This is a genomic window from Pseudomonas sp. MM213, assembly GCF_020423045.1.
Taxonomy (GTDB): Bacteria; Pseudomonadota; Gammaproteobacteria; order Pseudomonadales; family Pseudomonadaceae; genus Aquipseudomonas; species Aquipseudomonas migulae.
On sequence record NZ_CP081943.1, the window covers coordinates 910,679 to 923,163 of the forward strand.

At 59.9% G+C, this 12,485-nt stretch carries 9 protein-coding genes; 3 read left to right on the forward strand and 6 right to left on the reverse strand.

Annotation, left to right across the window (positions count from 1 at the left end; translation table 11 throughout):
- Window positions 1-35: 35 nt before the first annotated feature.
- The 4 genes from K5R88_RS04240 to K5R88_RS04255 form a co-directional block, all read right to left on the reverse strand.
- Complete coding sequence (locus tag K5R88_RS04240; RefSeq protein ID WP_226299269.1) at window positions 36-1,103, reverse strand: phosphotransferase family protein; 1,068 nt, start codon at window positions 1,101-1,103, stop codon at window positions 36-38.
- 143 nt (window positions 1,104-1,246) lie between these two features.
- Window positions 1,247-2,212, reverse strand: a complete 966-nt coding sequence (locus K5R88_RS04245) for a 2-hydroxyacid dehydrogenase (protein ID WP_192227462.1) — start codon at window positions 2,210-2,212, stop codon at window positions 1,247-1,249.
- A 111-nt stretch (window positions 2,213-2,323) separates the two neighbouring features.
- Window positions 2,324-2,908, reverse strand: a complete 585-nt coding sequence (locus tag K5R88_RS04250) for a TetR/AcrR family transcriptional regulator (RefSeq protein WP_223452656.1) — start codon at window positions 2,906-2,908, stop codon at window positions 2,324-2,326.
- Window positions 2,909-2,937: 29 nt separating this feature from the next.
- Entirely contained in the window at window positions 2,938-3,321 is a 384-nt protein-coding gene (locus K5R88_RS04255) for a tautomerase family protein (protein ID WP_008024819.1), read from the reverse strand.
- Between the two features lie 374 nt (window positions 3,322-3,695).
- Here K5R88_RS04255 and K5R88_RS04260 point away from each other — a divergent pair, with 374 nt between their 5' ends.
- Complete coding sequence (locus K5R88_RS04260) at window positions 3,696-4,976, forward strand: serine/threonine transporter (protein ID WP_226299270.1); 1,281 nt, start codon at window positions 3,696-3,698, stop codon at window positions 4,974-4,976.
- A gap of 1,104 nt (window positions 4,977-6,080) precedes the next feature.
- Window positions 6,081-7,742, forward strand: coding sequence for a SulP family inorganic anion transporter (locus tag K5R88_RS04265; RefSeq protein WP_226299271.1), 1,662 nt, complete (start codon window positions 6,081-6,083; stop codon window positions 7,740-7,742).
- A gap of 173 nt (window positions 7,743-7,915) precedes the next feature.
- Here K5R88_RS04265 and acnB read toward each other — a convergent pair whose 3' ends face one another.
- Window positions 7,916-10,525, reverse strand: a complete 2,610-nt coding sequence (gene acnB / locus K5R88_RS04270) for a bifunctional aconitate hydratase 2/2-methylisocitrate dehydratase (RefSeq protein WP_032832425.1) — start codon at window positions 10,523-10,525, stop codon at window positions 7,916-7,918.
- Window positions 10,526-10,933: 408 nt separating this feature from the next.
- On the opposite strand from acnB, the gene K5R88_RS04275 reads away from it, so the two are divergent.
- Window positions 10,934-11,404, forward strand: coding sequence for a DUF1289 domain-containing protein (locus tag K5R88_RS04275; protein WP_226299272.1), 471 nt, complete (start codon window positions 10,934-10,936; stop codon window positions 11,402-11,404).
- Window positions 11,405-11,506: 102 nt separating this feature from the next.
- On the opposite strand, the gene K5R88_RS04280 is transcribed toward K5R88_RS04275, so the two are convergent.
- Window positions 11,507-12,370, reverse strand: coding sequence for a universal stress protein (locus tag K5R88_RS04280; RefSeq protein WP_192227391.1), 864 nt, complete (start codon window positions 12,368-12,370; stop codon window positions 11,507-11,509).
- Window positions 12,371-12,485: the final 115 nt, after the last annotated feature.

Consider the following 12,485-nt stretch of genomic DNA (forward strand, 5'->3'; position numbering starts at 1 on the left):
GCCGCATCGCTGGCTCCTACAAGTGGTGTGTTGTATCAGAGGCTGGATTTCTGGATGACCTGCAAACTCATCTGCTCCAGCAGTTTGTTCATGTGAATGAACTGCGCGAAGCGTTTGTCCTGGGTCTGACCATGGAAGAAGCGGTAGTAGATCTGCTGCACGATGCCGGCCAGGCGAAACAGGCCGTAGGTGTAGTAGAAGTCGAAGTTGTCGATCTGGATGCCCGAACGCTGGGCGTAGTAATCGACGAATTCGCGACGGGTCAGCATGCCCGGTGCGTGGCTCGGTTGGCGGCGCATCATTTGCACCGGGGCCGGGTCGCCGGCTTCGATCCAGTAGGCGAGGGTGTTGCCCAGGTCCATCAGCGGATCGCCGAGGGTGGTGAGTTCCCAATCGAGTACGCCGATGATCTGCATCGGGTTGTTCGGGTCGAGGATCACGTTATCGAAGCGGTAGTCGTTGTGCACGATGCTTGAGATCGGGTGATCGGCCGGCATTTTGTCGTTGAGCCAGGCTTTGACCACGTCCCATTGCGGGGCGTCCGGGGTCAGGGCTTTTTCGTAGCGGTCGCTCCAGCCTTTGATCTGCCGCGCGACGTAACCTTCGGGTTTGCCCAGATCACCGAGGCCATAGGCCTTGTAGTCGACCTGGTGCAGTTCAACGAACTTGTCGATGAAGCTTTTGCACAGGGCTTCGGTTTTCGCCGAATCCAGGCCCAGTTCCGGCGGCAGTTCGGAGCGCAGGATGATCCCGTTGACCCGTTCCATCACATAGAACTCGGCACCGATCACCGATTCGTCGGTGCAGTGCACGTAGGCTTTGGGGCAGTACGGAAAACCGTCGCGCAGTTGATTGAGGATGCGGAATTCGCGACCCATGTCATGGGCGGATTTGGCCTTGTGGCCAAACGGTGGCCGGCGCAGGACAAATTCCTGCTCGGGGTATTCCAGCAGGTAGGTGAGGTTCGACGCACCGCCGGGAAACTGGCTGATTTGCGGCAAACCGCTGAGGCCCGGAATGTGCGCCTTGAGGTACGGATCGATCAGGCTGGCATCGAGTTCTTCGCCGGAGCGGATACGGGTGGACTGGTCAGTAAGCGCCATGCTTATCCCTTCTGCTTATTCTGGAGGCCTGAGACTATTGGCTAATCTAATGTGCACACCCGGCACCGACAACCACGATCAGCCCTTATAGGTGAGCGTGTTGCCGGGCAATCATTGCTTTTGATACACCTGTTTGAATGTTGTCACAGCGCTGCCTGATTCGCATTGGCCGGCAGGGCGACGGGGGTGAGCACCGGTTCACCGGAAAAGAACGCCATCAGGTTGCGCCCGACCAGTTCGACCGTGCCCTGGGTCGCTTCCGGAGACAGTCCCGCGACGTGCGGCGTGAGGATGACGTTGCTCAAGGCTTTCAAGGCCTCCGGCACCTGAGGTTCGTGATCGAAGACATCCAGTGCCGCGCCGGCGATACGTCGCTGTTCCAGTGCGCCGATCAGATCGGCGGTTACCACGACACTGGCCCGAGCGATGTTGACGAGAAAACCGTTGGGACCCAGCGCGTCCAGCACCGGGCGATTGATCAGGTTTCGGGTGCCGATTCCGCCGGGCGTGGCCACCACCAGGAAATCCGAGACGCGGGCCAGTTCGGTCGGCGTCGAACAGAAGCTGTATGGCACATCGCTGCGATGTTGGCGGTTGTGGTAGCTGACCGTCATGTCGAAACCGTTGGCCGCGCGCCTGGAGATGGCCATGCCGACCGCGCCGAGGCCGAGGATGCCCAGGCGTTTGCCGGCGAGGGAAGGGCGCATGATCTTCGGCCACTCGCCCCGTCTTACGGCGGCGTCGCAGCGCGGGATATCACGCACCAGCGAGAGTAGCATCGCCATCGCGTGGTCGGCGACCGAAGACGCGTTGACGCCGGCGCCGTTGGTGACGGTCAGGCCCCGGTCGGCGGCGGCTTGCAGGTCGACGTGTTCGTAGCCGGCACCGATCACGCAAATGATCTTCAGCGCCGGCAGCGCGGCTATTTCGTCAGCGTACAAACCTAACGGGCCACGGGTCAGGACCGCATCGATCCGGGCGCCGTGGGTGGCAATGGCCTCGGCGCGTTCGGCGGGGGTCGGTGCCAGAATCAGGTGAAACCCCTGATGCTCCAGAATCGGCAAGTAATCATTGATTGTTTCAACCAGTACCAGAACGGTTGCGGGCATGCTGGGCTCCTGTGACTTGAAAATCCCTAGAGATTGCTGGCTTCAAAGTGCATTGGCAACGATCAAGGTCGCAGCGCTACCAGATGATCATAGCGGAACAGGAGGGAGAGGTTATGGCGCTGTCAAAAAGCTGCGCGCCGCGTCCAGAATCTCATCGGACAACGGTTCGCCACGGGTGGCGCGGGCCAGCGTCAGGGCGCCGACCATCAACGAGAACTGCACCAGCGCCTGCTGTCGATCGCGGGCGTCATCGCCGGTATCCATCAGGGGGGCGAACGTGCCGAGCAATGAGTCGAGACCGTCCATGAACGTTTGGCGCAGGCCGCTTTCGGCGGTTTCGTGGCACATGTCACCGGCAAACGCCGTCACCGGGCAGCTGTCGCCCGGATTATCGCGGCTGGCTGCCGACAGGTAGGGTTTGATCAAGGCCTGACGGGCGGCGTTCTTGTCTTCATTGGCGGCGATCCAGTCTTTCCAGCGGTCAGCCGATTGCTGGAATGCGCGGCTACTGGCCTCCTGGGCCAAGGCTTCCTTGGACTCGAAATGCCCATAGAAACCGCCATGGGTCAGGCCTGCTGCCGCCATGACGTCGATGACGCTGATGCCATGCACGCCCCGTTCGCGAAACAGCCGCGTGGCCGCCTCGACAATAATCTCGCGGTTGAGTTCGGCTTGTTTGCGGGAAACACGGGGCATTGGCGGCTCACATAGATAAAGGATGGCGATCAGAGGGCGTACTGGGCAATTCCGTTGCCGAACGACCAGTTCTCTTTTTTCACTTCGACCAGATTAATGAAAACGTCCTCGAGGCGCACCGCCAGTTCAGCGTTAAGGCTCTCGGCGATGGTTTTATAGAGCAGTTTCTTCTGCTCGACGGTGCGGCCTTCGCTCAGGGTGATCTGAATCACCACCAGTTTGTCGCTGCGGTTGATCCCCAGGTATTGCGGGTCAAAGATGAAGTGCTGCTCGTCGTGTTCGGCGAGGATCTGGAAGTTATCGTTTTCCGGCACGCCGATGGCGCTGTGCATGGCGGCGTAGATCAACTGCCCGATGCGTTTGGCGTGGGTGGGGTCCTGATGCTTTTTGATGTCGATGCGAACCAGTGGCATGGAAGGTCTCCGGAAGGGATGCGGGTTTACTTAAAATACATGATGGCAAACCTTTATCAAGTCGAAGCTGGCTTTGGCGATGAAGCGTTTGTGCGTGATTGAGGTTCACCCGACATTGTAGGAGCCGGCTTGCCGGCGAAAGATTTTGGATATTGCGGTGTTCTTCCGATCGCCATCGCTGGCAAGCCAGCTCCTACAGGGTTGTGTTCGCTCCAGATTTGCTGATCCGCACAACCATTCCTCAGCTAAGTCTTTGCTTCTGTTCATTAATCCCGGAGAATCGCGCCCCTGTTTCGGCCAGGGCGCTGCCTGTCGGATTTTTCCGACTCGTCCTGACCGGGTAGCAACTGACCGGAATGTGGAGATCCCACCGGATGAATGATCAGGCCAATAGCGTTAACGAACGCTATGTAGCGGCGAACCCTGTCAGCCTTGAGGGCTGGAATCGTCATGACACCACCTGGATGCTTGGCCTGTTTGGCACGGCCATCGGGGCCGGTACCCTGTTTTTGCCGATCAATGCGGGTCTGGGCGGTTTCTGGCCGTTGCTGGTCCTGGCGCTGCTGGCGTTCCCCATGACGTTTTACGCGCACCGTGGCCTGACCCGCTTCGTGTTGTCCGGTCGCGAAGGCGCGGACATCACAGAAGTGGTGGAAGAGCATTTCGGCATCAAGGCCGGTGCGCTGATCACCTTGCTGTACTTCTTCGCGATCTTCCCGATCCTGCTGATCTACAGCGTGGCCCTGACCAACACCGTGGGCAGCTTCCTTGAGCATCAACTGCACATCATGCCGCCACCGCGCGCCGTGCTGTCGTTTGTTCTGATCCTCGGCCTGCTGGCGGTGGTGCGTTGCGGCGAGCAGGTGATCGTCAAGGCGATGAGCCTGATGGTGTATCCGTTCATCGTGGCGTTGCTGTTTCTGGCGGTGTTCCTGATTCCGCACTGGAACGGCGGCATCCTCACCACGGCATCGACGCTGCCTGAACCGTCGGCGCTGCTGCACACCTTGTGGCTGGCGATTCCGGTGATGGTGTTCTCGTTCAACCACTCGCCGATCATCTCGGCGTTCGCGGTGGACCAGAAGCGTCGCTACGGCGAGCATGCGGAAGAGCGCAGCTCGCAGATTCTGTCCCGCGCCCATGTGTTGATGGTGGTGATGGTGCTGTTCTTCGTGTTCAGCTGCGTGCTGACCCTGTCGCCGGCGCAACTGGCGGAAGCGAAGGCGCAGAACCTGTCGATCCTGTCGTACCTGGCCAACCACTTCAGCAACCCGACCATCGCGTTTGCGGCGCCGTTGATTGCGTTTGTGGCGATTTCCAAGTCGTTCCTCGGGCATTACATCGGTGCCAGTGAAGGTCTGAAAGGTCTGATCGTGAAGAGCGGCAAGCGTCCGGCACCGAAGACGCTGGACCGTATGACCGCGGCGTTCATGCTGGTGGTGTGCTGGATTGTGGCGACGCTGAATCCGAGCATTCTGGGGATGATCGAGACCCTCGGTGGCCCGATCATTGCGGCGATTCTGTTCCTGATGCCGATGTATGCGATCCGCAAGGTGCCGGCGATGGCACGTTTCCGTGGTCAAGCGTCGAATGTGTTTGTGACGGCGGTTGGTTTGGTGGCTATTTCGGCGTTGATTTATTCGCTGAGTGCTTGATTGCTGTTGTTTGCTTGATTGGTTGAGATGACGGCTGATCCGCTTTGCGGGTTGGCCGTTTTTTTTTGTGCGCTGGTTTTTTTAGGGGGGGCATATCCGTTGCTGCGGTAACGGCGGCTATTGGTTTCGCCCTTACGGCGAGTCACTTGGAAGAGCCCCAAGTAACCAAGGGCTCTTGCCCCTTTCGTTCGGTGGCTCGCTGTGGCTCGCCATGCCCTCGCTCCGGTCCTGCTCCGTGGGCCCGCCGCCATCGGCCATCCCTGGCCGGGGGCGGCTAACCCGGCATCCATGCCGGGTTGCCCACTGCGCAGAACCTCCACTCGGCCTCTCGAGGGGGCGCTCAGATCAATAGCGGAAGGCGAGCTAACGCTCGGCCTGATGAGTGGTGAAGATCAAAAGCAAACGCGACTCCCTGTAGGAGCCGGCTTGCCGGCGAAAATCGTCTGGACAACGCGTTCATTCAGACAGCCCTCGTTATCGTTGACGCCCATCGCCAGCAAGCTGGCTCCTACAATTTTGAGTCGTGTGAACCCAATCCCCGTGTAGGAGCCGGCTTGCTGGCGATAGCGTCCATCCAATCAATAAATGCGTCGACTGACCCACCGCCATCGCCAGCAAGCCGGCTCCTACAGGGGATCGGTGTACATGTCCGGAATGAGTGAGCGCATCAGAGAAGGACAACGCGTACGCAAATGAGCCAGGTCGGCTTTCAGGCCGCCTCGGCGGCTGTGGCGGTAGTCGCCCCCTCGAGAGGCCGAGTGGAGGTTCTGCGCAGTGGGCAACCCGGCATGGATGCCGGGTTAGCCGCCCCCGGCCATGGATGGCCGATGGCGGCGGGCCCACGGAGCAGGACCGGAGCGAGGGCATGCCGAGCCTAGGCGAGGCACCGAACGAAAGGGGCAAGAGCCCTTGGTTACTTGGGGCTTTTCCAAGTGACTCGCCGTAAGGGCGAAACCGCCAGCCGCCGTTACCAAAAAAACGGATATGCCCAAGGCCAGCGTTTTTATGACATGGCACCTGATCCAGAACACCTGTCCCCAAGGATAAACAGCTAAGCTGCGGCTGCATCGGCGCGCCGTAAAGCGCCGTCTCTGGAGACGCTACATGGCTCGTACCCCCGGCGCATCGGCGCAACCCCGTGCCGATACACCTGACCGTTGGCTGGACGTACTGGCTGGCCTGTCGATTGCCGGGTTGTTGCTGCCCGAGGCGGTCGCCTATTCCAGCATTGCCGCGTTGCCGCCACAGGCCGGGGTGATTGCCTTGTTTGCCGGGCTGCTGTGTTACGGACTGTTCGGCACCAGCCGGTTTGCCATCGTGTCCGCGACCTCGTCGTCAGCGGCCGTTCTGGCTGCCGCCACCGCCACGCTGGCCAATGGCGATCCGGCCTTGCGCATGAGTCTGGCGATCGGTCTGGTGCTGATGACCGGAGGTTTCTTCCTGTTGGCCGGGTTATTCAAGCTCGGCAGCGTCACCTCATTCATCGCCAAACCAGTGCTGCGCGGCTTTGCGGTGGGGCTGGCCGTGACCATCATCCTCAAACAAGTGGCGAGCATCGTCGACGTCCACTTGAGCACCGGCAACCTGATCCGTTTCCTGCCGCAACTGCTGGAGCAGTGGCCGCAGTGGAATAAAGTCGGGGCATTGGTCGGGGCGGTGGCGTTGCTGGTGTTGTGGCTGTGCGCACGGGTCAGGCGTTTGCCTGGCGGTTTGCTGGTGGTGACGCTCGGCATCGCGGCGGGCCAATGGCTGAACCTGCCAGCCTACGGGGTCAAGTTGATCGGCGTCATCGATCTGAGTCTCGAAGTGCCGCAGCTCCCGGTGTTGCCGTTCACTGACTGGTTGCGCCTGGGGGAACTGGCGTTCGCCATGGTGATGATCCTGTATGCCGAGTCTTACGGCTCGATCAGCTCGTTTGCGCTCAAACACGGCGACCGGGTGTCTTCCAACCGCGATCTGCTGGCCCTCGGTGCGGCCAATCTTTTATCGGGACTGTTTCATGGCATGCCCGCAGGCGCTGGTTATTCTGCGACATCGGCCAATGAAGCGGCGGGGGCCGGTTCGCGTCTGGCCGGGACTGTGGCGGCGGGGGTGGTGCTGCTCATCGTCCTGACGGTGTTGCCGTGGATCGCCCTGACTCCCGAGCCGGTGCTGGCCGCCATCGTCATTCATGCCTTGGCCCGTGGCTTGAGCCTTCAACCGTTGGGCCGGTATTTCATCTGGCGTCGCGACCGCCTGCTGGTGATTTGCGCGGTGGCGGCGGTGCTGGTGCTGGGCGTGCTGGACGGCTTGCTGCTGGCAGTGGCAATCAGCGTGGTGCTGATGCTCAAGCAGATGTCGTCGGCGGACATCCAGGTGTTGGGGCAAATGGCCGGAGGTCACGATTTTATTGACCTGCAACGACATCCCGACGCGAAGGAAATCCCCGGTGTGCTGATCGTGCGGCCCAGCGAGGCGCTGTTTTTCGCCAATGTGGAGCGCATTCTCGGTGGTGCGTTGCGTCTGGCGCGGCACGCGGAGCCGCCGGTGCATACGGTTATCCTCAGTCTCGAAGAGTCGCCCGATCTGGACGGCACCAGCATCGAAGCGCTGGAAGCGTTCTTTTTGCAGGTGCGCGCCGAGGACAAACTGCTGATCCTGGCGCGGCTCAAGCATCAGGCAAAAGCAGCGCTGTCGAAGTTGCCGGCGCAAGAACTGGAGCAGGTGATTCTCAGCGGCTTGAGTGTCGATGTTGCCGTCCAGCAAGCCCTTAAGCCAACCACATAACCCCTGTGGGAGTGAGCCTGCTCGCGATAGCGGTGGATCAGTTAATACCTGTGTTGGCTGACCCACCGCTATCGCGAGCAGGCTCACTCCTACAAAGGGAAGTGTCAGCTTTTCAGGCATAAAAAAACGCCGCTCATCTCACGATGGGCGGCGTTTTTTACAGCGTTGTAACGTTAGGCTTGAACGACCGGGATATTGGCGTTCGCAGCAACTTCACGGAACTCGGCGATCTGGTCGAAGGACAGGTAGCGGTAAACATCAGCCGCCATGCTGTCGATCTTGCCAGCGTATTCCATGTACTCCTCGACGGTCGGCAGGCGACCCAGGATGGACGCAACGGACGCCAGCTCGGCCGAAGCCAGGTAGACGTTCGCGCCGTCACCCAGACGGTTCGGGAAGTTACGGGTCGAAGTCGACACAACAGTCGAGTTCGGCTCTACACGTGCCTGGTTACCCATGCACAGCGAGCAGCCTGGCATTTCCATGCGTGCGCCAGCCTTGCCGTAGATGCCGTAGTAGCCTTCTTCGGTCAGTTGGTGAGCGTCCATCTTGGTCGGCGGCGACAGCCACAGACGGGTTGGCAGCTGACCCTTGACCTGATCCAGCAGTTTACCGGCAGCGCGGAAGTGACCGATGTTGGTCATGCACGAACCGATGAACACTTCGTCGATCTTCTCGCCAGCAACGCTGGACAGCAGACGGGCGTCGTCCGGATCGTTCGGCGCGCAGAGCACAGGCTCTTTGATGTCGGCCAGGTCGATTTCGATGACTTCAGCGTATTCGGCGTCAGCATCGGCAACCATCAACTCTGGGTTGGCAACCCAGGCTTCCATCGCTTGAGCGCGACGTTCCAGGGTACGTGCATCGCCGTAGCCTTCGCCGATCATCCAGCGCAGCAGGGTGATGTTGGAGTTCAGGTACTCGGTGATCGACTCTTTCGACAGCTTGATGGTGCAACCGGCAGCCGAACGTTCAGCCGAGGCGTCGGACAGCTCGAAAGCCTGTTCGATGCTCAGGTTGTCCAGGCCTTCGATTTCCAGGATGCGGCCGGAGAAGGCGTTCTTCTTGCCTTTCTTCTCGACGGTCAGCAGGCCAGCCTGAATCGCGAAGTAAGGAATGGCGTGAACCAGGTCACGCAGGGTGACGCCCGGTTGCATTTTGCCTTTGAAGCGCACCAGGATCGATTCCGGCATGTCCAGCGGCATAACGCCAGTGGCGGCGGCGAACGCTACCAGACCGGAACCGGCCGGGAACGAAATGCCCATCGGGAAACGGGTGTGCGAGTCACCACCGGTACCGACGGTGTCCGGCAGCAGCATGCGGTTCAGCCAGCTGTGGATGATGCCGTCGCCCGGACGCAGGGAAACGCCGCCGCGGGTCATGATGAAGTCTGGCAGGGTGTGGTGGGTGGTCACGTCGATCGGCTTTGGATAGGCCGCGGTGTGGCAGAAGGACTGCATTACCAGATCGGTCGAGAAGCCCAGGCACGCCAGGTCTTTCAGTTCGTCACGGGTCATCGGACCGGTGGTGTCCTGAGAGCCGACGGTGGTCATTTTCGGTTCGCAGTAGGTGCCAGGACGAACGCCTTTGCCTTCTGGCAGACCGCACGCCTTGCCGACCATTTTCTGTGCCAGGGTGTAGCCCTTGCCAGTGTCGACAGGTGCTTCAGGCAGTTTGAACAGGTCGGTAGGGCCCAGGCCCAGTTCAGCACGAGCCTTGTCGGTCAGACCGCGACCGATGATCAGCGGAATACGGCCGCCGGCACGAACTTCGTCCAACAGGACCGGGGTCTTCATTTCGAAGGTGGTCAGGACTTCGTCGGTGCCGTGTTTGCAGACTTTGCCAGCATGCGGGTACAGGTCGATCACGTCGCCCATGTTCATGTTGGTAACGTCGAATTCGATCGGCAGTGCGCCGGCATCTTCCATGGTGTTGTAGAAGATCGGAGCGATTTTGCTGCCGAAGCAGAAACCGCCGGCACGCTTGTTCGGCACGTAAGGAACGTCGTCGCCGAAGAACCACAGCACCGAGTTGGTGGCGGATTTACGCGAAGAACCGGTACCGACCACGTCACCGACGTAGGCGATAGGGAAGCCTTGACCGCGCATTTCTTCGATCTGCTTCATCGGGCCGGTGACACCCTGGACGTCAGGCACGATGCCTTCGCGGGCCATTTTCAGCATGGCGAGGGCGTGCAGCGGGATGTCCGGGCGGGACCAGGCGTCCGGAGCAGGGGACAGGTCGTCGGTGTTGGTTTCGCCGGTGACCTTGAACACGCGCAGGCTGATCTTGTCGGCCAGGACAGGGCGGTTGCGGAACCACTCGCCGTCAGCCCAGGACTGGATCACGCCTTTGGCGTGTTCGTTGCCGTTGCGGGCTTTTTCCGCGACGTCGTGGAACGCATCGAACATCAGCAGGGTGTGCTTGAGCTGAGCGGCAGCGACAGCAGCCAGTTCGGCGTTGTCGAGCAGGTCAACCAGGGTCACGATGTTGTAGCCGCCCTGCATGGTGCCGAGCAGTTCTACAGCGCGTTTCTTGTCGATCAGAGGGGAAGTGGCTTCGCCTTTGGCCAGGGCAGACAGGAAACCTGCCTTTACATAGGCCGCTTCGTCCACGCCAGGCGGAATGCGATTGGTGATCAGGTCAACGAGGAAAGCTTCTTCGCCAGCCGGGGGATTCTTCAGCAGCTCAACCAGGCCTGCAGTTTGTTCGGCGTTAAGCGGCTGGGGAACGATACCCAGTGCTGCACGCTCTTCGATATGTTTGCGGTAGGCTTCAAGCACAGTTATTACCCTCATCAGTGGTCCCAAATGGGTGTCCGGGACGCTCATCCCGAAATTGCCGTACTCATGCGCTGCGTGGCGTTGTGGGCCACTTAGCCAGAATTACCGACAATTCCTTACAGAAGCTGCTTTCAAAGTTTTACGCCTGCAGAACGGGGAGCTGATGAGGGTTGGCGTTGGGCTTTTCCCCGCTGGAAAAACCCTTCGCCAACACCGCTCTGAAGGAACGACTGTGCTCGTGACGCTTTGAAAACAGCTTCTAACGGACATTGGCGCCTTAAAAGGCTGGCTGATTCTACGGCAAAAAAAATTTAAAGGTAAGTTGGGCTCTCAACTTTGAGGGGTGATGAATGTTAGACAAAGGGCTAACATGCCCGCCTGTTCTGCTTTCCCGTGCTTTGTTGACCTATGCCCAATCAGACCATCAAGACCCCCTGCGTCGGCCTTTGCTCCACTGTTTACGGTGACTTGGTCTGCCGTGGCTGCAAGCGTTTCCACCATGAAGTGATCAACTGGAACGGTTACAACGAAGACGAAAAACGCGCGGTATGGCTGCGGCTGGAGCAACTGTTGTCCCAGGTGATGGCCAGCAAACTGGAGGTTTTCGATCCCCAGCGCCTGCGTTTGCAACTGGAGCAGCGCAAGATTCGCTTCGTGCCGCATCAGTCGGAATATTGCTGGGCCTATCAGTTGATCGCCCGAGGCGCGCGGGTGATCAACAATCTGGAAGCCTACGGGATGGTGTTGATGCCGGAGTTCCGCGACTGGAACCTGCCGGAGCTGCGGGATGCGATTGATCGGGAGTTCTTTTTGCTCTCCGAGGCGCATTACCAGCGTTACATCGCGCCCGGGTTCCTCAAGGATGTGTTCGGTGGTTAACCTTTAAAAGCTTCGCGGGCAAGCCTCGCTCCTACAGGTGAACACGTAACCCTGTAGGAGCGAGGCTTGCCCGCGAAGGCGCCCTGATGGGCTCCGCAAATCTCAATGATGAGACACCATCTCTTCCAGATGATCCTCAATCTCCTGCGGCTTCAACACCAGCACATCGCTCTCCACCGCATCCAGCACCACCTCCGCCGTATTGCCGATCAACGCGCCGGATATCCCGGACCGCGCCACCGTGCCAATCACGGTCACCGATGCGCCCAACGTGTGGGCCATGTACGGAATCAACACATCCGCCGGACCTTCCGCGATATGCAGGTGCTCATTGTCGATGTCGAACTCGGCTTGAAACGCTATGCACTGTTCGCGGTAACGCGCCTCGATGGTTTCGCTGAGCTGCAACGTAGGGTCCGCCGCCGACAACATCGGTGAAGGGTGGGCGCTGACCACATGCAGATGTGCCTTGGCCAGGCTGGCGATGTCATAACCGTGATCGATGATGATGTTATGCAGATGGCGATGTTCGTCATCGGTATTGCCCACGTCGATCGCCGCCAGAATCACACCGCCTGCCCAGGGTTTCGAGGTTTTCACCAGCAGCACCGGCGTCGGGCAGGAGCGCAGCAGTTTCCAATCCGCCGGGGTCAGCAGGGCTTTTTTCAATGAGCTGTCGGGGTAATGCTGCTTGATTACCAACCCGCAACCTTCGGCCTGCTGCACATCGACGATGGTTTCGTGCAGGCTTTCGTTCCAGGCCTGCTCGGTGGTCACGCTGTAGCCATCCGCGAGCAGCGCTGCCTTGAGCACGCCAAGCATGCCGCTATGGTCATGCTTGCGGTCGCACACCAGCAGATGCAGATGAGCCTGGGTTACCCCGGCAATCAGCTTGGCCCGTTTGAGCGCCAGGCTTTCCGAGTGTTCGGGTTCGATGACCACCAGAATGCTGCGAATGGCTTGCATGATCGGGATCTCCAGAGGGAAAAAAAGCATGGCGTTGCACAACTATAGTTGCTGGTCGCGCATCCGGGACTTGATACATATCAACGGTCGTGGCTGGTGGTCTGGCGGCGGGCCG

Excerpts from the sequence above, each read along its gene's own strand:
- K5R88_RS04240 (WP_226299269.1), bottom strand. The coding sequence starts at position 1,103 with ATGGCGCTTACTGACCAGTCCACCCGTATCCGCTCCGGCGAAGAACTC.
- K5R88_RS04245 (WP_192227462.1), bottom strand. The coding sequence starts at position 2,212 with ATGCCCGCAACCGTTCTGGTACTGGTTGAAACAATCAATGATTACTTG.
- K5R88_RS04250 (WP_223452656.1), bottom strand. The coding sequence starts at position 2,908 with ATGCCCCGTGTTTCCCGCAAACAAGCCGAACTCAACCGCGAGATTATT.
- K5R88_RS04255 (WP_008024819.1), bottom strand. The coding sequence starts at position 3,321 with ATGCCACTGGTTCGCATCGACATCAAAAAGCATCAGGACCCCACCCAC.
- K5R88_RS04260 (WP_226299270.1), top strand. The coding sequence starts at position 3,696 with ATGAATGATCAGGCCAATAGCGTTAACGAACGCTATGTAGCGGCGAAC.
- K5R88_RS04265 (WP_226299271.1), top strand. The coding sequence starts at position 6,081 with ATGGCTCGTACCCCCGGCGCATCGGCGCAACCCCGTGCCGATACACCT.
- K5R88_RS04275 (WP_226299272.1), top strand. The coding sequence starts at position 10,934 with ATGCCCAATCAGACCATCAAGACCCCCTGCGTCGGCCTTTGCTCCACT.
- K5R88_RS04280 (WP_192227391.1), bottom strand. The coding sequence starts at position 12,370 with ATGCAAGCCATTCGCAGCATTCTGGTGGTCATCGAACCCGAACACTCG.